Here is a 20627-nt window from a genome sequence, read left to right on the forward strand (position 1 = left end):
CGGGCCGCGCGACCAAAGCGGTCGCCCCGTCCGGTGGCGCGGCCCGTGATCGATCTCTCTAGATTCGCTCGAAGATCGCGGCAATACCCTGCCCGCCGCCGATGCACATGGTCACCAGCGCATAGCGCCCGCCCACGCGCTGCAACTCGTGCAGTGCCTTGACAGTGATCAGCGCGCCGGTCGCGCCGATCGGATGCCCCAGCGAAATACCCGAGCCATTGGGGTTCACCTTGGCGGGATCGAGCCCGAGATCACGCGTGACGGCACAGGCCTGTGCGGCGAATGCCTCGTTCGCCTCAATGACATCGAGGTCCTGCACGGTGAGCCCGGCGCGCTCGAGTGCGCGGCGCGTGGCCGGTACCGGGCCGATGCCCATATAGCGCGGATCAACGCCGGCATGGGCGTAACTCACCAGACGCGCCAGCGGCTTGACGCCCCGTTGCTCGGCGGTGCGACGCTCCATCAGCACCACCGCGGCCGCTGCGTCGTTCAGACCCGATGCGTTACCGGCCGTGACCGTACCATCTTTCTGGAACACCGGGCGCAGTTTCGCCATGTCGTCGAGCGTGGCCTCGGCGCGCACATGCTCGTCGGTGACGAAAGCGACCTCCCCCTTCCTGGTCTTGAGCATCACCGGCACGATCTGATCCTTGAAGTATCCATTGGCGATCGCGTGCGCGGCCCGTTGATGGGACTGCACCGCCAGCGCGTCCTGATCGGCGCGGGTGATCTGCCATTTGGCGGCAATGTTCTCGGCCGTCACGCCCATATGGATCGTCTCGAACGGATCATGCAGCGCGCCAAGCATCATGTCGACCAGACGCGACTCGCCCATGCGGGTACCCCAGCGCGCACCGGGCATCAGGTACGGGGCGCGGCTCATGCTCTCCGCCCCCGCACCGATGGCAATGTCGGCGTCGCCCAGCAGGATGTTCTGCGCGGCCGAAACAATGGCCTGCAAGCCCGAGCCGCACAACCGGTTGAGCGTCAAAGCCGGCGCATCCTGGGTCACGCCGCCGCCGATCGCGGCCACGCGCGCCAGGTACATATCCTTGGGCTCGGTATTGATCACGTGACCGAAAACAACGTGCCCGACTTCCTCGCCCGACACGCCGGCGCGAGCGAGAGACTCTCGTACGACCAGCGCTCCCAGTTCGGTTGGCGCAACGTCTTTCAGACTGCCGCCAAAATCTCCAATAGCGGTACGTACCCCGCTGACGATCACGACTTCGCGTTGCATTAGCTCACCCCTTTCAATGATTGCCCGCCATCGGGCAGGAAACTTTTCCCATGACGGCCAGTATAGCGGCGCGCGCCGCCAAGCGCCGCACTCCGCCTGAAGCCATGACCGATACCCCGGTGACATTTGGCGCGCAGCCGATGATCTGGCATTTGTACCGATAAACCAAGTGTTTGCACGCGCCGCGGCCTGGCGTGAGTTGCCCAGGGGTACCGGATGGCCTACGGTGCAAACGCGCATTGCGCGGTCCAGCCGACGCTGTTCCGCATCGCGCCACCCACGCATGGCATTTGCTCCACGCGTAGCCCGCTTACCCCCGATTTAACGAACAGACACCATGAATCACAACGTCCGCACAGCTCCTCATCACTCACGGCGCGTCGCCGAACGCTACTGCTACAGCGGCACCGGCATGCGCTCCGGAAAATCCAATTTCGCCGGCAGCCCCCGTGGCAACGGCCAATCGCTGCCGGGGCACGAAGCCACCCATTATTTGCCCGGCCTGGAAATCCGTTACCGCGGCAGCTCAGCAATCCCTGAAGAACACTGCTTGACCGTCGTTGCTCATGCGGGCCCCCAAGTGGCGCGCGCCTTGCGCTGGCGCACCGGCAGGCCTCCATCGTTGCCGCGCACCCAGATGCGTTTTGCCTTGTCCGATGCACTAGGTTCAACCACTCAGGAGCTTGGCGCGGACGCCGCGCAATTGACCTGGGAGAGCTACTATCCATTCGGCGGTACGGCTTGCTGGATGGTGCGGCATCAATGCGAGGTACGCTATAAAACCGCGCACCATGCCGGCAAGGAGCGCGATGCGTCGGGCTTGAGCTACTACGGCTTCCGCTATTACTCGCCCTGGCTCGGCAGATGGCTCAACACCGACCCGGCCGGCCCGGTGGACGGCCCGAATCTGTTTGCGATGACCGGCAACAATCCGGCCAGCCGCACGGATATGCTCGGCCTGATCACCTGGTCTGAACGCTGGCGGGCCGCTGGCGCGGCTTTCCTGCGCGATGGCGTGAGTACGCTGGCCGGCGCGGTCGCCAGATATGGGGTTTCGTTCGGGCTGGGGGCGGTAGCGGGGAGCGGCCCGGCCAATGCGGTCCTGACCGCGGTCGGCGCGACGGCCGGCGCGGCGGCCGGCGGCTATGCCGGCGCCGGACTGGGCTCGCGCGCGGCGGACGCACTGCCCGAGACCTATGCGAATAACCGTGGCGTGCGCTTCATTCTGAGCGGCGGCGGGGCGCTGGGCGGTGCGGTAACCGGCGCCATGCCATCGTTGCTGGGCTATTTCACCAACCCGGGCGGGCTCAATCCGGAAGCGATCCGGCAAATCGGTAGCCTGGTCTATGCAGGCGTGCGCGACACCGGCCAGCAGACAGTCGCTGAACTGGGCCCGCGCGTGGCCTGGAGCGGGTCGCCCAGCGCGGTTGGCGTGGCCGCGTCGATGGGCCCCTATAGCGTCGCGCTGGCCGGCGTCGGCGCGCTGCGCCCGCACCTGCCGCAGTGGGCCGACGGGACTTTCGCGACGGCCTTGATCGAGGGACTGGACGGGGCTGGCGGAACCCTGGTGCGCGGCCTGCGCAGCGACACGCGCTATGTCGACGGAAGTAATCGTTTATCGGTGCCGGATCCGCGAGGCACAGTGCATGCCGCGCTCATGCGCATGAACGGCTCGACCCTGATTCAAGGCCTGGATGGCGCGCTCGCGCATGGCGGCACGCCGGCCAATGCGAATGCCGCGGGGGTGGTGGGTCGTATGACGACGTTGCCGACCGAGTGGCGCACTTATGTGGGTACACAGGTCCAGCAAGGCATCGCGGAGGCTTTCCACACGCAACGCTGGAGCGGCTTCAGCGGTGATGCCGCCACGCTGAGCGCCCCGGACGACTGGGATCCTCCCGCTTCGACGCTCGACCCCGCGGTAGACTTACGCGAGGTGTGGAATCTCGGCGAAGACGGGTTGCGGCCAGTCGGGCTCCGTCGGGTGTAAGCAGCGCGCCGCGCGGTCACGGAGCCTCAGACTTCGCCCCAGAGATCGTGGCCGTCGGCGCCGGTGATCTTCACCGAGACGAAGTCGCCGGCCTTGTAGCGCTTGGAGGCCTTGGTGGTTGGCTCGATGTAGACCATGCCGTCGATTTCCGGCGCGTCCCCCATCGTGCGCGCCATGCCACCGTCCTGATTGACTTCATCGACGAGCACTTTCAGGGTCTTGCCGACATGTCGCTTGAGGCGGCGCGCGGAAATCGTCTCGGCAACCTCCATAAAACGCGCGCGGCGCTCTTCGCGCACGTCGTCGGGTAGCGCGCCGGCAAGCTCATTGGCGCGCGCGCCTTCGACCGGCGAATAGGCAAAGCAGCCCACCCGGTCGAGTTCCGCCTCGCGCAGAAATTCAAGCAGCGCCTCGAACTCGGCTTCGGTCTCGCCGGGAAAGCCAGCGATGAAGGTGCTGCGGATCGTCAGGTCCGGGCAGATAGCGCGCCAGGCGCGGATGCGCTCCAGATTCTTTTCGGCGCTGGCCGGCCGCTTCATGCGCTTGAGAACGTCGGGGTGGGCGTGCTGCAGCGGCACGTCGAGGTACGGCAGAATCTTCCCTTCGGCCATCAGCGGGATGATCTCGTCGACGTGCGGATAGGGGTATACATAATGCAGGCGCACCCAGGCACCATACTGCTGCGCCAGCTCACCCAGCGCGCTCACCAGTTCGGTCATGCGCGTCTTGACCGGCCGGCCATTCCAGAAACCGGTGCGGTATTTGACGTCGACGCCATAGGCGCTGGTGTCCTGGGAAATCACCAGCAATTCCTTGACGCCCGACTTGAACAGATTTTCCGCCTCGAGCATCACTTCGGCCACCGGGCGCGACACCAGATCCCCGCGCATCGACGGAATGATGCAGAACGTGCAGCGGTGGTTACAGCCTTCGGAGATTTTGAGATAGGCGTAGTGCTTTGGCGTGAGCTTGATGCCCTGCGCAGGCACCAGGTCGATGAACGGATCGTGCGGCTTGGGCAGGTGCTGGTGAACCGCCTGCATGACCTCATTGGTCGCATGCGGGCCGGTCACTGCCAGCACCTTGGGATGAACACTGCTGACAATGTCCTGGCCGGCCGCGTCTTTCTTGGCTCCCAGGCAGCCGGTCACGATGACCTTGCCGTTTTCCGTCAATGCCTCGCCGATGGCGTCGAGACTCTCCTGCACCGCCGCATCGATGAATCCACAGGTATTGACGACAACCAGATCGGCACCGTCATAAGTGCCGGAAATCTCGTAACCCTCGGCGCGCAATTGCGTGAGAATCTGCTCGGAATCGACCAGCGCCTTCGGACAGCCGAGCGAGACGAAACCGACCTTGGGCGTGGCGGCGGGAGATGACGGGTTGGACATGGTACGGTTCCTGAAGCGATATCGGCGGCAAACCGCAGCCCGCGAGGCTGCGAAGGCCGGTATTGTACCCTGCCCCCGCTACCTCACTTGTTCGGATCTTTCGGCTGCCCTGGCCCGCCGGGCGGAAACGGGAACGTACTGAACATGTTCTTGGCCTGGCTCTGCATCTGCTCCTGCATCTGCACGAACAGGTTCTTCGACTGTTCGATGTAGTTGGTCATCATGCCCTGCATCATCGGCGCCTGCATGTTCATGAATTGGGACCACATATCGGGGTTGAAGGTCGCGCCTTCGTATAGCCCCTTGCCCTGGTCGGCCAGCTTGTGCTGGATCTCGATGAAAGTCTGGATATTCTTCTCCAGATAGGTACCCATCATGCCTTGCAGCGCGTGGCCATAGAAACGGATGATCTGCGCCAGCATGACGCTGGAGAACATCGGCATGCCGCCGGTTTCTTCTTCGAGAATGATTTGCAGCAGGATGCTGCGGGTGAGGTCTTCGCTCGATTTCGCGTCGACGACCTTGAACTCCTCATTGTCGAGCACCAGTTGCTTGACGTCGCTCAAGGTGATGTAGGTACTGGTCTGGGTATCGTAGAGCCGGCGGTTTGGATATTTCTTGATCAGACGTTCGTCGGTTTTTTTTTGCGTGCTCATTCGCGGTCTGTCCCTCTCTTGCGACGGCGCCGGTTAGCCGGCTATTGACGGGTACTGGACAGCCGCGGGGTACCGAAGCGTCCAACCCGTGTTTTTCGATTGTAGGCCGCTTGCTGCCTTGCGGCAATCCCGAGTCAAAACATGAAAACATGCCGCGCGCCGCGGACAGACGGTCCACGGCGCGCGGCATGGCCGACCATGGCATTACGCCATGTGCAGCCCGCCGTTCAGGGAAAAGTCCGCGCCGGTCGCGAAGGCGGATTCCTCGGATGCCAGCCAGGCGCAGATCGAGGCGATCTCGGACGGCTCACCCAGACGCTTGACCGGGATCGTCGCGACGATCTTCTCGAGCACTTCCGGCCGGATCGAGCGCACCATATCGGTACCGATATAGCCGGGCGATACGGTATTGACCGTCACGCCCTTGGTCGCGACCTCTTGCGCCAGCGCCATCGTGAAGCCATGAATACCGGCCTTCGCGGTCGAGTAGTTGGTCTGCCCGAACTGCCCCTTCTGGCCATTGACCGACGAGATGCTGATGATGCGCCCCCAGCCGCGCTCGACCATGCCTTCGATGACCTGCTTGGTCACGTTGAACAGGCTGTTGAGATTGGTGTCGATCACCGCACTCCAGTCTTCGCGGGTCATTTTGCGCAGCACGACATCGCGCGTAATGCCGGCGTTGTTCACCAGCACGTCGATCTGGCCGACTTCGGCCTTGACCTTGTCGAATGCCGCGGTGGTCGAATCCCAATCCGCGACGTTGCCCTCCGAGGCGACAAAATCGAAGCCAAGCGCTTTTTGTTCGGCCAGCCATTTTGCCTTGCGCGGAGAATTGGGGCCGCAGCCGGCCACCACACGAAAACCTTCCTTGTAGAGCCGCTGGCAAATGGCGGTGCCGATGCCGCCCATACCACCGGTGACGTAGGCGATGCGTTGTGTCATGGAGTGCTCCATTTATTAATTGACCACTTGAATCGAGACTAAAGATGCTACTCGCGGCAAACGCGCTCGGGCCATTCGCATCATGCGCGCTCAACCGCCAGCGCAACCCCCATGCCGCCGCCGATGCACAGCGAGGCAAGCCCTTTCCTGGCACCGCGTCGCGCCATTTCATGCAGCAGCGTCACCAGGATGCGGCAGCCCGACGCGCCGATCGGGTGCCCGAGGGCAATCGCGCCGCCGTTGACATTGACCTTGCTGGTATCCCAACCCATTTGCTGATGCACCGCCAGCGCCTGCGCGGCGAACGCCTCGTTGATTTCGAGCAGGTCGAGATCGTCGACGCGCCAGCCGGCACGCTCCAGGCAGCGACGCGAGGCCGGTACCGGCCCCATGCCCATGACCTTGGGATCGACCCCCGCGTTGGCGTAGGCGGCGATGCGTGCCAGCGGCGTCAGGCCGAGTTCGGCCGCGCGTTTGGCCGACATGACGACCACTGCAGCGGCGCCGTCGTTGAGCCCGGACGCATTGCCGGCCGTGACCGTGCCCTCCTTGGCGAAGGCCGGCTTCAGGCCGGCGAGCGATTCCAGCGTGGCGCCATGGCGGATGTATTCGTCATGCTCGAACAAGACGGGATCGCCCTTGCGCTGCGGAATCGCGATCGGCACGATTTCGTCCGCGAAGCGGCCCGCTTTCTGAGCGGCCTCGGCGCGATTCTGCGATTCCACCGCCAGACGATCCTGGGCTTCGCGCGTGATGCCGTATTCCTTGGCGACGTTTTCCGCCGTAATACCCATGTGATACTGGTTGTAGACGTCCCACAGACCATCGACGATCATCGTATCGATCAGCTTGGCATCGCCCATCCGGAATCCGTCGCGCGAACCCGGCAGCACGTGCGGCGCCGCGCTCATGTTTTCCTGGCCGCCTGCCACCACGATATCGGCGTCACCGGCCTGGATCGCATTGGCCGCCAGCATGACCGCCTTGAGTCCCGAGCCGCACACCTTGTTGATGGTCATGGCGGGCACCGCGCTGGGCAGGCCCGCCTTGATCGACGCCTGACGCGCCACGTTCTGGCCCGAACCTGCCGTGAGCACCTGACCGAGAATGACTTCGCTGATCTGCTCGGGCGCGAGTCTGGCACGCTCCAGCACCGCGCGCACAACCTGCGCACCGATTTCCGGCGCCGGGACTTTGGCCAGCGAGCCTCCGAATTTTCCTACCGCGGATCGGGCCGCTGAAACGATAACGATATCTGTCATTACGATCACCTTGACTTCATAAAAAGAAAAACGCCCCCGCTTTTACCTGATTTTCAAGCCTTGGCCTTGACGTACCTGCCAGGCGCCGGCTCGACCGGCTGGTATTGGACATTACCATAGCCGGATGACGCCTTGACGCGCCGTCCGCCATGAGACGCAAGCCAGGCATGCCAATCCGGCCACCAGCTGCCGGGATGTTCCTGCGCACTGGCCAGCCAATCGTCGGCACTGGCCGGCAACGCATCCCCGGTCCAATAGCTGCGGCGCTGCTTGGCCGGCGGGTTGATCACGCCTGCGATATGCCCCGAGGCGCCCAATACGAAGCGTTTCGGCCCGGACAGCAGCGCAGTTGACGCGTAAGCGGCACGCCAGGGCACGATATGGTCTTCACGCGAGCCGAAAATGTAGACCGGCACGTCGATCGCGCCCAGATCGACCGGTACGCCGCACACGGTCAGCCGGCCGGGCTGTTTAAGTTCGTTCTGCAGGTACATGTGGCGCAGATACCAGGCGAACATTGGCCCCGCCAGATTGGTGCTGTCGCCGTTCCAGTACAGCAGGTCGAACGCCGGCGGCGACTGGCCCTTGAGATAGTTGTCGACCACATAGTTCCACACCAGCTCGTTGGGCCGCAGGAATGAAAACGTGTTGGCCAGCTCGACGCCGCGCATCAACCCGCACGGCCCGTTCTTGCCACCGATGGTCTGCTCGCGCCATTGCACGTGCGTGTCGTCGATGAATACGTCGAGAATGCCGGTATCGGAGAAATCGAGCAGCGTGGTCAGGAGCGTCAGACTCTTGACCGGGGCCTTGGCGCCGCGCTCGCCGCGCCCGGCCAGTACCGCCAGCGCGGTCGCCAGCAGCGTGCCGCCGACGCAGAAGCCCAGCGCATTGATTTGACTCTGCCCGCTGATCTGGCGCACCACTTCGATGGCTTTGAGCGGACCCTCGGCGATGTAGTCGTCCCACTGCTTGTCGGTCAGGGTCTCGTCGGCATTGCGCCAGGACACCATGAAAACCGTGTGCCCCTGCTCTACCGCATGACGCACCAGCGAGTTGGCGGGCTGCAGATCGAGGATGTAATACTTGTTGATGCACGGCGGCACGATCAGCAGCGGGCGCTGGAACACCGTGCCGGTCAGCGGCTTGTACTGGATCAGTTGGATCAGGTCGTTCTCGAACACGACCGCTCCCTCGGTGCTGGCCACATTGCGGCCAAGCTCGAAAGCCGTTTCATCGGTCTGCGAAACTTTTCCCTTACTGAAATCCGCCAGCAAATGCCGCAGCCCGGCCAGCAGGCTCTCGCCCTGCGTTTCGACCAGGCGCTGCTGCGCATCGGGGTTGGTGGCGATGAAATTACTCGGCGCGGCCGCGGCAATCCACTGCTCGACGGCAAAATGCAGGCGTTCGCGCGTCTTCGCATCGGCCTCGACAGCGGCGGCCAGGCGCGTCAGAAATCGCGCGTTGAGCAGATACAGCGCCGCCGGAATCGCATACATCGGACTGCGCCAGGCATCACCCGCAAAGCGGCGGTCGGCAAGCGCGAGACCGTCGGTGGGCAACGAGGAACAGCGCGCCATCAAGTCGGAGAATTCACGCCAATAATCGGCCTGAATCGCATTCAGTTGGGCCGGGTCCATTTTGAGCGCGGGCACCGCTGGAAGACTGTCCCGCGACGCCACGGCGGCCGGGCCGTCAGGCATCAGCGAAGAAAGAAACGTCGGGTCGAGCGTGCGGCGAAGCGCGTCAAACCATTCGGACATATCGGAAGCCTGCGCGGCGGACGTTCCGAATCCTGGGAAAAGGCCCGCCATGGAGGCAGGATCGACACGAGCGCTGGCGGATTTCATGATGGCTTATTGGCAAAGAATCTGTGCGTCACCCGGAGCGATCGGGCTGCTTGGGCCATTCTTGCGTCTGGCGCCAAGCCTGTCAATGACGTCGCTCACGACAGAATTCATTGTGATGCCATTCCAGTACTTTTTGAACGCACGTTTATCCCAATGGGATGTCGTCATTTTAGGACGGCTGTATGTCATTTTCGTGGTTGCCATCACAGCGTCCTCGATTTCCCGACGATTGACGATCTGCGTGCGCATACGGTCCGGGCCCGGTCATTTTGTGTTTTTATCCGGCGGCACCGCCTCGTTACCCAGTGCCGCCCGGCACCGCCAGGCGCTGCTCAGCGCCCTTTTTCCAGCCAGACCAGCGCAGCCATCCGGCCCGTGACGCGATCGCGACGGTAGGAATAAAAACGCGCCGGTGCGTCGTAGGTGCACCAGGTGCCGCCGAACACTCGAGTAACGTCATGGCGAGCCAGGCGCAAGCGAGCCAATGCCGGCAGGCTGGCGAGATATTTCGGCGGCAATGCCGTGCCTGCACCAGTACCTGGCACGGGCGTGAAGGCCGCCTCGGTGGCGGCGGTCTCGCCGGGCAGGGCGGCCGCCAGGAACGCGTCGCGCACCTCCGCGCCAACTTCAAAGCGAGTCGGGCCGATCGACGGGCCAAGCCAGGCCAGCAATTCGGCAGGCCCGCCCACACGCTGGCGCAGTGTCGCCACCGCCTGCTCGATCACGCCGGCGCACAAACCGCGCCAGCCGGCATGCACGGCGCCCACGGCCCGGCCTTCGACATCGCACAGCAAAACCGGCAGGCAGTCTGCCACCAGCGCCGTGCACGCCACCCCGGGCGCCACCGTCACGCTGGCGTCGGCCGCCGGCGCCGTCGCGGCATAGGCGGCTTGATCAGCGTTGGCGACGGCGGTCCCGTGCACTTGAGCCAGCCACCCTGGGCGTGCGCCGATGGCCGCAGCCACGCGTGCGCGATTGGCCTGCACCGCCGCGACGTCGTCGCCAGCATTCAATCCAAGATTCAAGCTGGCATGCGGGCCGACGCTGACGCCGCCCGCCCGGGTGGTAAACAAAGCGCGCACCCGAGCCGGCGCGGGCCAATCGGGAACGATCCAGTCAGGATGAGGCGAAAAGGTCATCGATATGCTCTGATGCGGATAATTCATTCATATCGAAAGATAACCCCAAGGCACCCAGCAAGTCACGCATATCCTCGGGCAATCCACTTTGCCAGGACATCGGCTGTCCATCGGCCGGATGCAGCAGGCCGAGTCGCCAGGCGTGCAGCGCCTGTCGCCCGAACGCCCCGGGCAGCGCCGGACGGGGATAGCGGCCGCGATATACGGAATCGCCCAACAATGGATGCCCCAGGTGAGTCAGGTGCACGCGGATCTGGTGCGTGCGCCCGGTGTCGAGCGAGCACAGTACCAGCGACACGGGCTGTCCTTGCCACTGGCCGCCGGCCAGGGTCGCCAACCGGGTGCGGGCCGGCTTGCCGGCGGCCCCGGCGACTACCGCCATGCGGGTGCGCTCGCGCGGGTCTCGCCCCAGTGGCGCATCGACCAGCGCCCGGGTCGGCGGCGTGCCCCACACCAACGCCGCATAGTAGCGCTTGACCGTGCGCGCCTGCAGCTGGCGAACCAGATCGGTTTGTGCGGTCAGCGTGCGCGCCACGACCATCAGGCCGGAAGTATCCTTGTCCAGGCGATGCACGATGCCGGCGCGCGGCAACCCTGCGGCCGCCTCGCCATATCGATGCAACAGGCCGTTGAGCAGGGTTCCCGACCAGTTGCCGGCGGCCGGATGCACGACCAGCCCGGCGGGTTTGTTCAGCACCACCAGTTGCGCATCCTCGTAAACGACGTCGAGCGCCACCGGTTCGGGCGTAAAGGCCATCTGCTCTGGCAAAGCGGCGGGCCGCACGACAACCTGCTCGCCGCCCGAGACACGCTGGCGCAACCTGGCTGGCGCACCATCGAGGCTCACCCGCCCCGCATCGATCCAGCCCTGCAGGCGGCTGCGCGAGTAGGCAGGAAACAGGCGCGCCAGCACTTTATCGAACCGCTCGCCGGCGGCTTCAGGCGGCACCGTGCCGGCCAGCGCCGCCGCCTCGGCCGCATCGACCGTCAAAGCGCTCGCGGGCATCGACGCGTCGTCGTCGCCATCCTCCGGAATTTCGGTGGCAAGCGGAATGGTTAGGCTATAATCCGGGACTGTCGAACGGGTCATTGAGAAGTGAAGCGAAAAGCATGCAAGCCCTGAAATTTTCTAAGTTGACGCTGCTGGCGGTCTGCCTGACCAGCGTACTCGCCGCGTGCGGCATCCTGCCGGAGAAGGTCGACGAGACGCAGAGCTGGTCGACCAGCAAATTATACGCGGAAGCCCAGAGCAGCATGGCCGATCGCGACTACTCGAAGGCCGCGAAGTACAACGCGATGCTCGTGGGTCGTGACCCATTTGGGAAGTTCGCAGAGCAGGCACAGATCAATACGGCCTACGCCCACTACAAGGATAACGACACCGATCAGGCGATGGCCGACGTCAACCGGTTCATACGCTTGCATCCGTCGAGCCCGATCATCGATTATGCGTACTACCTGAAGGGGCTGATCACTTTTGACGACAATCTCGGACTGTTCGGCCGGTTCAGCGGTCAGGATCTGAGCGAACGCGATCCGAAGGCCCTGGAGCAATCGTACGAGACGTTCAAGTACCTGGTCGAGCATTACCCCAATAGCCAATACGCCAAGGACGCGGCCGAGCGCATGCGCTACGCGCTCAACGCGATGGCCAAGCACGAAGTGCTCGTGGCGAAGTATTACTACGACCGCGGCGCCTATTTGGCCGCGGCGAACCGCGCACAGGACGCAATCAAGAAGTTCAACCGGGCACCTGCCGTGGAAGACGCGTTGTGGATCATGGTTGAATCCTACAAAAAACTTCACCTGACCAAGCTGAGCGACGATGCCCGTCGCGTGCTGGCCGCGACCTATCCGAAGAGCGACTATCTCACCTACGGCTACAAGCGCAGCAAGCGGTCCCACTGGTGGCAGTTCTGGGGTGGCACCAATTCATAAGCCGGGTGGCGGTTGCCGCGAGCGCAACCGCATGGCAATGCCGTTCAAACAAAAAATGCCGTTCAACGAAAGTTGTACGGCTTTTTTTGAGCCAGCGTTGGGCTGTCATCCAGCCGCTGGGGCGCCGACAGACACATCGACCCTTGTTTAGTGCACGCCGGCAGGCTCGGCGTGCTCGAAGAACGACAGCACGGTCGGTAACTCCCGGGTGCGCCTGAACGGCGGCAGGCTTTGCCAGATGCGCCTGCCGTAGGGCTTTTCGACCAGGCGCGCGTCGCAGATCATCAACACGCCACGATCGCTCTCGGAGCGAATCAGGCGGCCCGCACCCTGCTTGAGCGTAATCACCGCTTGCGGCAACTGATGCACGGCGAACGGGCTCAACCCCTTTCTGGCGAGCGCGTCGAGCCGAGCCGCCAGCACGGGATCGTCAGGCGGCGCAAATGGCAATTTGTCGATGATCACCAGCGAAAGGGCCTCACCGCGCACGTCCACGCCTTCCCAGAAACTTTGACTGCCGATCAGCACGGCATTGCCAAGCGCGCGAAACCGGTCGAGCAATTCGGTCCGGCTGGCATCGCCCTGCACCAGCAGCGGATAAGACCAGCCGCGCCGATCGAATTCGTCGCGCAGGCGTTCGGCGGCGCGCTTGACCGCCCGTAGCGTGGTGCACAGCAGGAACGCACGGCCGCCGCTGACTTCGAGCACCGGCAGCGCCGCTTCGAGCACCGCGTCGGTAAAGCCGAGCGCGGACGGCGCCGGCAAATTGCGCGGCACGTACAGCAGACTCTGCGCTTCATAGTCGAATGGACTGGGCAACGAGATCGACTTGGCGGAGTCCAGCCCAAGCTGCGCGGCATAATGGGTAAAGTTGCCCCTGACCGACAGCGTCGCAGAGGTGAAGATCCACGCGCGCGGCGCACCACCGCGTTGTTTGGTGAAGATCGGCGCGATCGACAATGGCGTCAGGTGAAGCTGCACGGCGTGCGAGAACACCTCGACCCAACGCACGCTGGCCCCCTCGCCGGCATTGGCGCCTTCGTCGTCCTTACCGGCTCCCTCGCCCTTGCCGAGCGCGCCGGCGAGCGCCTTGCCCATCTGCGCGGCCGCGTCGCCGCCGGGCGGCTCGGCATGCTGCCACTGCGCCAGCAAACGGTGCAAATCGATGGCTCGACGCAGGCAGGCACCAAGCGGCTCGGCCCGTTCGGCATGCGCTTCGAGCGTAGCGATCAGGTCGAGCAAAGCCGCCTCGAGTTTATCGAGCGCCTCGAACAATGCATGGGCCTCGCCGAGCTGCGCTGCCGACACGCGCAACGCGTCTTGCGAAAAACTCAGCCGCACATCGCGCGCGGCCCGCTCGAGGGCGGCGCCCAGCGCGGTCCACTGTGCGGCGTCGCGCGCATGCACCAAGCCCTCGGCAACCGCATCGCGGGCCAGTTCCAGCAATTGCCCGGTCGACAGGGTCTGACCGAAAAACAGCGTGGCCGTCTCCGGCAACTGGTGCGCCTCGTCGAAAACGATCGTGTTGGCGCTCGGCAGCAGTTCCGCAATACCGGTATCACGCAGCATGACGTCGGCAAAGAACAGATGATGGTTGACCACCACCAGGTCCGCTTGCTGCGCCTCTTTGCGCGCCTGCATGACAAAGCAGTCCTTGTAGCGCGGGCAATCCGCACCCAGGCAACTGTCACGCGTCGAGGTCACCTGGGACCAGATCGGCGCGTTCTCGGGCACGCTGGCCAGCTCGGCCTTGTCGCCGCTGCGGGTGAGCTTGGCGAACTGAACGATCTCGCGCAACTGCGCGATTTCATGGCGCGAGCCGAAGCGGCCCTCATGCTCGGCACGCTCCAGATAATAGTGGCAAAGGTAATTGGCACGGCCCTTTAGCACCGCGACCGACACAGGCACGGCCAGCGCCTCGCGCACCGTTGGGATATCCCGTGCGAACAGCTGATCCTGAAGATGCTTGGTGCCGGTCGAGATGATCGTCTTGCCGCCCCACAACATGGCCGGCACCAGATACGCGTATGTCTTGCCGGTGCCAGTGCCAGCCTCGGCGATCAACGTGTCATGGCTGGCGAGCGCGGCACTGACGGCGCGCGCCATTTCGAGCTGCGCCGGGCGCGGCCGATATCCATCGATGGCGCGCGCAAGCAGGCCGTCGGCACCAAAGATGGTCTCCAGTTCGCTCGCATGTTGCGGGGTCGGCTCCGGCAGGATGCCGTCAGCCAAGGCGGCCTCGAGACTGGCGTTGGAATTGGTCAAAACAGTTCAGTTCGCAGGGGTAAAGCATTCAGGCCGGGGTGTCGGGCGTCTGCTGCAATTGCAGCAGCGTAATCGTATCCTTGATTTTGAGCCGACGCTTCTTCAGCCGCCGCAGTTGCAGTTCGTCATAGTTGTCTTCTTCCATCAATTTGTCGACCAGATAATCGAGATCGCGGTGCTCGATTTGCAGCTCGATGATGCGCCGGCCGATCGAATGAAGATTATCTTCCATAGCCATTCCTTACGTGCCGCGGCTGCGGTCGCGTCATGACGATCCGAAGGTTGCTGCCCCGGTCGCGCCTACTGTTTTTGCTGCTGCTGTTGCTGTTGCTGTTGCTGTTGCTGTTGCTGCTGTTCCTGTGCCTTGCGCCGTGCCGCTGCCTGACGCGCCGCGACGTCCTTGGCCCGCTGCTCGGCATCGCGCTGCTTCTGCTGGAATTTCTGCACGTTTTGCGCCCGCTCCTGCGCCCGACGCTCGGCGGCAGCCCGGTCCTGCTCGAGCTTTTGCTGGAACTCGGCCTGCTTGGCATCGTAGGCCTTCGCGTCGGCCGCGTGCTGCGGCAATTCACCGGTGCGCCGGACCTTCTTCTGCTCGAATTCGGCCTGCCTGGCCTCATAGTCGGCAGCATTTTGGCGCTGCTGGGCCTCGCGCTGCGGCGCCTGCGCCTGAGTCTGCGCACGCTTATCGGCCAGTCGCTGATCGCGCGCCTGCGCCCGCGCAGCCCGTTCGGCCGCATCGACGTCCAGGCGCTGCGCGCGGATTTTCGCCAGAGCATCGCGCTCGACGTCCCTGGCCTGGTCGATGCAATGGTTGACGAAAAACCGGTCGTAGCAATTCCGCTCGGCAACCTTGTAGTGGTATACCGCCCACGCCTTCTGGTTATCCAGTACGGCGCGCTGGCGGGCGAAGTCGGCGGTGTCGCCGGCCGTGGCAGTCGTGCCGGGCTCGCCGGTCGAGGTGGCCGCGGCTGACGCGGCCGAATCGGGGGCTTGCGCCCGCACCGCGTAGGGCCAGCACAGGCTCAAAGCCAGCCCGATGCCAGCGAAGGATTTTTTCACAAATGAAATCATGCGTTTGGGCAAAGTCATGGCAAATTTTAACATCGCGCGTCCGGGCCTGCCGGTTGTTATGGCAAAATGCCTCGCTTTGCTGATCGCGATATTTCACCACGAATGACGGATAACGTAGCTCAACAGATCATCCAGCGCATTGCCGCCGAACTCAGCGTGCAACCTCGCCAGGTCGCCGCTGCCGTGCAACTGCTCGACGAAGGGGCGACGGTGCCATTCATCGCCCGCTACCGGAAGGAAGCGACGGACAATCTCGATGACACGCAGTTGCGCAACCTGGAAGAGCGTCTGCTGTATCTGCGCGAGCTGGAAGAGCGGCGCGCCGCCATCCTGCAAAGCATCGATGAACAGGGCAAGCTGAGCGACGCGCTGCGCGCAGCCATCGACGCCGCCGAGACCAAGCAAGTCCTGGAAGATCTCTACCTGCCTTACAAGCCCAAGCGTCGCACGCGCGCGCAGATCGCGCGAGAGGCTGGCCTGGAACCCCTGGCGCTGGCCCTTTTGGGCAACCCGATGCTCGAGCCGGCGGTCGAAGCCGCCAGGTTCGTCGACGCCGAGAAGGGTGTGGCCGACGTCAAGGCCGCGCTCGACGGCGCGCGCGACATTCTGTCCGAACAGTTCGGCGAGACCGCTGAGCTGCTCGGCAAGGTGCGCGAATTCATGCTGGCCGAAGCGGTTGTGTCATCCAAAGTCGTGGAGGGCAAGGAACGCGAGGAAGGTGAAAAATTCCGCGACTACTACGATTACGCCGAGATGCTCGCTACCGTGCCATCGCACCGCGCGCTGGCGTTGTTTCGCGGCCGCAATCTCGGCATCTTGATGATCAAGCTCGGATTGGGCGAGGAGCGCGATGCTCTGACGCCGCACCCGTGCGAGGCGATGATCGCGGCGCACGTCGGGATCCGCCAGCAGGGCCGGCCAGCCGACAAATGGCTGGGCGACGTGTGCCGCTGGTGCTGGCGAGTGAAAGTGCAGCCGCACCTGGAATCGGAACTGCTCACGCAATTGCGCGAGACTGCCGAGAGCGAGGCGATTCGTGTGTTCGCACGCAACCTCAAGGCGCTGCTGCTGGCCGCGCCGGCCGGCCCCAAGGCGGTGATCGGGCTGGACCCGGGCCTGCGCACCGGCGTCAAGGTGGCGGTCGTCGATCGCACCGGCAAGCTGCTTGCGACCGACACCATTTATCCGCATGAACCACGACGCGACTGGGACGGCTCGCTGGCCAAGCTCGCTCGCCTGGCGCAAGCGACCAGCGCCGAGCTGATCAGCATCGGCAACGGCACCGCTTCGCGCGAGACTGACCGGCTGGCGACCGAACTGATCAAGCGCCACCCCGAACTCAAGCTGCAGAAAATCGTGGTATCCGAGGCGGGCGCGTCGGTCTACTCGGCGTCCGAGCTGGCTGCCAAGGAATTCCCGGAACTCGACGTCTCGCTGCGCGGCGCGGTATCGATCGCGCGGCGCCTGCAGGATCCGCTGGCCGAACTGGTCAAGATCGAGCCCAAGGCGATCGGCGTGGGTCAGTACCAGCACGACGTCAACCAGCGCGAGCTGGCGCGCATGCTCGACGCCGTGGTCGAAGACTGCGTCAACGCGGTGGGGGTCGACGTCAACACCGCCTCGGTGCCTTTACTGGCGCGTGTGTCGGGACTCAACAGCACGCTGGCGAAAAATATCGTCGAATTCCGCGACAGCAACGGCCCGTTCCCGAGCCGAGAAGCCCTCAGGAAAGTGCCGCGCCTGGGCGACAAAACCTTCGAGCAGGCCGCCGGCTTTTTGCGAGTCAACGGCGGCGAGAATCCGCTCGATCGCTCGTCGGTTCACCCGGAGGCATACCCGGTGGTGGAGCGGATTCTGGCCAGGATCCGCAAGCAGATCAGCGAAGTGATGGGCAACCGGGAGGCGATTCGCGGCTTGTCGCCGGCCGAGTTCGTCGACGAGCGCTTTGGCCTGCCGACGGTCAAGGACATCCTGGGCGAGCTCGAAAAGCCAGGCCGCGACCCGCGCCCGGAATTCAGGACTGCGTCATTTCAGGAGGGCGTGGAGAAACTGTCCGACCTCAAGCCAGGCATGATGCTCGAAGGCGTCGTCACCAACGTGGCGGCGTTTGGCGCATTCATCGATATCGGGGTGCATCAGGACGGTCTGGTGCACGTCTCGGCGATGTCCAGCAAATTCATCAAGGATCCGCACGAGGTGGTCAAAGCCGGCGATATTGTCAAAGTCAAAGTACTTGAAGTCGATGAGAAACGCCAGCGCATTTCGTTGACGATGCGCTTGTCCGACGACCTGCCGCCGGCTGGCGAGCGCGGCCAGAGCGACCAAGGCAATGGTGCGAGCCGCGGCAACGCCCGGCCGCAGCGCCAGCGCGATCCCGAGCCCGTCGGCGCCATGGCGGCGGCCTTCGCCAAGCTCAAGCGCTGACGGCGATCGGCGCCCTCTCCCGCGGAGGCGCGGATCATCGCCGCGCCGATTCCTCCTCGAACACGGCGACGATCGCGTCGGCCACCGCCCGCACGCGCGCGGTGCGGTTCAGATCGCCGTGCATCACCAGCCACATATCGTAGATCTCGTTGCGATCGGGCCAAACGCGAACGAGCTCAGGATCGGTGTCGGCCAGGCGCGTCGGCAGTTCGCCGATGCCTAGCCCGGTGCGCACCGCGTGCATCAACATCAACCCTGAGCTGACCTCGAGCGCGACGCGCGCGTTGGCCGAGGATTCGCCGCACAGCACGTCGTTCCGATACGGCACGATAGCCTGCTGGTAGAGCACCACGTCGTGTCCGGCCAGCGCAGTGCCTCGCGCCGGCTCGCCGCGCGAGGCCAGGTAGTGCCGTGCGGCATACAAGCCCGTGGCGCGCCGTCCCAGATGCCGCGTGATCAAATCGGGGCTGTCGGGCCGCACGGAGCGCACCGCCAAGTCCGCCTCTCGGCGCGTCAGGTTGGTCAGGTGCGTGGACGTGCTCAAAATCATCCGGATTTCGGGATGCGCGGCATGCAGGCCATGCAGCGCCCGCATCAAGGACGAAACCGCCACCGTGTCGGTGCACGCCACCCGCACCGTGCCGGAGAGCCGCTCGTCGATACCCTGCATCTGCCGCTGCAGCTTGTGCGCGGCCTGCTCCATTTGCTCGGCCGCCAGGAAAGCGCATTCGCCCGCCGGCGTCGGCACGTAGCCGGCCGGGGTGCGCAAAAAGAGCCGCGCTTCGAGCGACTTTTCCAGCGCGGCAAGCCGGCGGCCCACCGTCGCCTGGTCGATGCGCAGTACGCCGGAAGCGCCGCGCAGCGTACCCTGACGGTAAATGGCAAGAAATATACGGGCGTTGTCCCAGTCCATGAAGTGATGCATTTTTGCATTTTATCGCCGCGATTTTATCGCTTTTTTGCATCAAAAGAACGCTTTATGATGGCGACACCTCGCGCCTCGCGGTCTATCTTTCAAGGAGTTGCCATCATGTCCACCGATTGCTCCGCTACCGCCCCTGCAGCCGCTCGCCCGGTTAGCGCTACCCGCCAGAACGCCTGGCCGCTGGTCACGGTTGCATTGGGTTTCGTGATGGCGATGCTCGACGTCACCGTGGTGAATGTCGCCTTGAGCCATATTCAGCACAGTCTGTCGATTCAGCTCGCGGGCCTGGTCTGGGTGGTCGACGGCTATACGCTGACATTCGCCGCTTTGCTGCTGGTCGGCGGCGCGCTGGCCAACCGCTTCGGCGCGCGAACCGTCTATATGGCTGGGCTCGCACTGTTCATCGTTGCATCGCTGCTATGCGGCGTGGCGCCCAGCGGCAACGCGCTGATCGCCGCGCGACTGCTTCAGGGGGTGGGCGCGGCGCTGTTCATGCCGAGTTCGCTCAGCCTGCTCAGCCAGGCCTATCCCGATAATGCGGTGCGCATCAAAGTGCTCGGCCTGTGGTCGGCGATCGTATCGGTTGCCGCGGCCATGGGGCCGGTGGTGGGCGGCGTGCTGGTGGCCTCGCTCGGCTGGCGCAGTATTTTCTGGCTCAACGTGCCGATCGGTATTGTCGGGCTGCTGCTTACCCGCTGGTGCATCGCCCCGTCACCGCGTCACGCCCAGCCACTCAATCCCGGCAGCCACGTGCTGGGCGTGACCGGCCTGGCGGCCCTGGCCTTTGCGTTGATCGAAGGAGCCCCGATGGGTTGGAGCTCGGCACCGATCATCGCGGCGACTTCGTTGGCCGCAATTGCAATAGCGGCCTTCGTCGCACGCGAGCGCCGCGACGCCACACCGGTCGTGCCGCGCGCGCTGTTTCACGACAGCCGTTTTCCAGCCGCCAACGCGATCGGGTTCCTGATCAATCTGGGTGCGTTCGGCCAACTGTTCCTATTCAGCCTGTTTCTGCAGCAGGCGCGCGGCACTGACGCCTGGCACACCGGCGTCGATCTGCTGCCGCTCATGGCGGTATTCACGGTCGGCAACCTGTTGTCGAGCCGCATTACCTCGCGGTGGGGCGCCCGCTGGCCAATGCTGTGGGGATTGCTCGGCTCGGCGGCCTTGTCGTTGCTGCTGGCCGCATTCGCCGCGCGGCTGCCCTATGGATGGTTCGCGCTGGGCGCGGCGCTGGCGAACTTCGGCGTCGGCATTGCCGTGCCGGCGATGACCGCGACCGTCATGCACGTGGCCGGTCAGGCGCACGCCAACATCGCCGCGGCCTCGCTCAACGCCAATCGTCAAATCGGCGCGCTGATCGGCGTCGCGGCAATGGGCGCGGTATTGCACACCATGCCGAGCTGGCCGCATGCGCTGCCGATCACCTTCGGCATCATTGGCCTGGCCTATGCATGCGCGGTGGTGCTGGTCAACAGGTACATCCGCGTACGCGCGTAACGGACGCGAGGCAATCGTGACCGCGGCC

16 protein-coding genes are annotated in these 20627 nt (G+C 64.4%); 4 read left to right on the plus strand and 12 right to left on the minus strand.

Annotated features, from left to right (window positions below; genetic code table 11):
- Window positions 1-58: 58 nt before the first annotated feature.
- Window positions 59-1240: a beta-ketothiolase BktB gene (gene bktB, locus EPN80_RS09425; protein WP_293026108.1), complete on the minus strand. Its 1182-nt coding sequence runs from the start codon at window positions 1238-1240 to the stop codon at window positions 59-61.
- A 337-nt stretch (window positions 1241-1577) separates the two neighbouring features.
- Between bktB and EPN80_RS09430 the strand changes: the two genes are divergently transcribed.
- The gene (locus tag EPN80_RS09430; protein ID WP_293026110.1) at window positions 1578-3230 is read left to right on the plus strand and encodes an RHS repeat-associated core domain-containing protein; all 1653 of its coding nucleotides are present in this window, start codon (window positions 1578-1580) and stop codon (window positions 3228-3230) included.
- 26 nt (window positions 3231-3256) lie between these two features.
- Here EPN80_RS09430 and rimO read toward each other — a convergent pair whose 3' ends face one another.
- From rimO to EPN80_RS09465, 7 genes are all read right to left on the minus strand, one after another.
- Window positions 3257-4624: a 30S ribosomal protein S12 methylthiotransferase RimO gene (gene rimO, locus EPN80_RS09435; protein ID WP_293026112.1), complete on the minus strand. Its 1368-nt coding sequence runs from the start codon at window positions 4622-4624 to the stop codon at window positions 3257-3259.
- A gap of 83 nt (window positions 4625-4707) precedes the next feature.
- Window positions 4708-5280, minus strand: coding sequence for a polyhydroxyalkanoate synthesis repressor PhaR (gene phaR / locus EPN80_RS09440; RefSeq protein WP_293026114.1), 573 nt, complete (start codon window positions 5278-5280; stop codon window positions 4708-4710).
- A 204-nt stretch (window positions 5281-5484) separates the two neighbouring features.
- Entirely contained in the window at window positions 5485-6225 is a 741-nt protein-coding gene (locus EPN80_RS09445) for a 3-ketoacyl-ACP reductase (RefSeq protein WP_047213071.1), read from the minus strand.
- A gap of 80 nt (window positions 6226-6305) precedes the next feature.
- Window positions 6306-7487: an acetyl-CoA C-acetyltransferase gene (locus tag EPN80_RS09450; RefSeq protein WP_293026118.1), complete on the minus strand. Its 1182-nt coding sequence runs from the start codon at window positions 7485-7487 to the stop codon at window positions 6306-6308.
- A gap of 53 nt (window positions 7488-7540) precedes the next feature.
- A complete protein-coding gene (phaC, locus tag EPN80_RS09455; protein ID WP_366468651.1) occupies window positions 7541-9250 on the minus strand; it encodes a class I poly(R)-hydroxyalkanoic acid synthase in 1710 nt (569 codons plus the stop codon).
- A 419-nt stretch (window positions 9251-9669) separates the two neighbouring features.
- A complete protein-coding gene (gene pgeF / locus EPN80_RS09460) occupies window positions 9670-10476 on the minus strand; it encodes a peptidoglycan editing factor PgeF (RefSeq protein ID WP_293026122.1) in 807 nt (268 codons plus the stop codon).
- The gene (locus EPN80_RS09465) at window positions 10454-11482 is read right to left on the minus strand and encodes an RluA family pseudouridine synthase (RefSeq protein WP_293026565.1); all 1029 of its coding nucleotides are present in this window, start codon (window positions 11480-11482) and stop codon (window positions 10454-10456) included. Before EPN80_RS09465 ends, pgeF begins: the two co-directional genes overlap by 23 nt.
- A gap of 104 nt (window positions 11483-11586) precedes the next feature.
- Between EPN80_RS09465 and EPN80_RS09470 the strand changes: the two genes are divergently transcribed.
- Complete coding sequence (locus tag EPN80_RS09470) at window positions 11587-12414, plus strand: outer membrane protein assembly factor BamD (RefSeq protein WP_293026124.1); 828 nt, start codon at window positions 11587-11589, stop codon at window positions 12412-12414.
- Window positions 12415-12561: 147 nt separating this feature from the next.
- Here the strand turns inward: EPN80_RS09470 and EPN80_RS09475 are convergent, their stop codons facing one another.
- From EPN80_RS09475 to EPN80_RS09485, 3 genes are all read right to left on the minus strand, one after another.
- A complete protein-coding gene (locus EPN80_RS09475) occupies window positions 12562-14646 on the minus strand; it encodes an ATP-dependent DNA helicase (protein ID WP_293026567.1) in 2085 nt (694 codons plus the stop codon).
- Window positions 14647-14707: 61 nt separating this feature from the next.
- Window positions 14708-14911, minus strand: coding sequence for a DUF465 domain-containing protein (locus EPN80_RS09480; RefSeq protein ID WP_293026126.1), 204 nt, complete (start codon window positions 14909-14911; stop codon window positions 14708-14710).
- A 68-nt stretch (window positions 14912-14979) separates the two neighbouring features.
- Window positions 14980-15738: a colicin transporter gene (locus EPN80_RS09485; RefSeq protein WP_293026127.1), complete on the minus strand. Its 759-nt coding sequence runs from the start codon at window positions 15736-15738 to the stop codon at window positions 14980-14982.
- A 114-nt stretch (window positions 15739-15852) separates the two neighbouring features.
- Between EPN80_RS09485 and EPN80_RS09490 the strand changes: the two genes are divergently transcribed.
- Complete coding sequence (locus tag EPN80_RS09490; RefSeq protein ID WP_293026128.1) at window positions 15853-18174, plus strand: Tex family protein; 2322 nt, start codon at window positions 15853-15855, stop codon at window positions 18172-18174.
- 34 nt (window positions 18175-18208) lie between these two features.
- On the opposite strand, the gene EPN80_RS09495 is transcribed toward EPN80_RS09490, so the two are convergent.
- On the minus strand, window positions 18209-19087 hold the full coding sequence (locus EPN80_RS09495) for a LysR family transcriptional regulator (RefSeq protein ID WP_293026569.1): 879 nt from the start codon (window positions 19085-19087) through the stop codon (window positions 18209-18211).
- Window positions 19088-19204: 117 nt separating this feature from the next.
- Between EPN80_RS09495 and EPN80_RS09500 the strand changes: the two genes are divergently transcribed.
- Window positions 19205-20599, plus strand: coding sequence for an MFS transporter (locus EPN80_RS09500; protein ID WP_293026130.1), 1395 nt, complete (start codon window positions 19205-19207; stop codon window positions 20597-20599).
- The last annotated feature ends 28 nt before the right edge of the window (window positions 20600-20627 follow it).

Source organism: Pandoraea sp. (assembly GCF_004297875.1).
Taxonomy (GTDB): Bacteria; Pseudomonadota; Gammaproteobacteria; order Burkholderiales; family Burkholderiaceae; genus Pandoraea.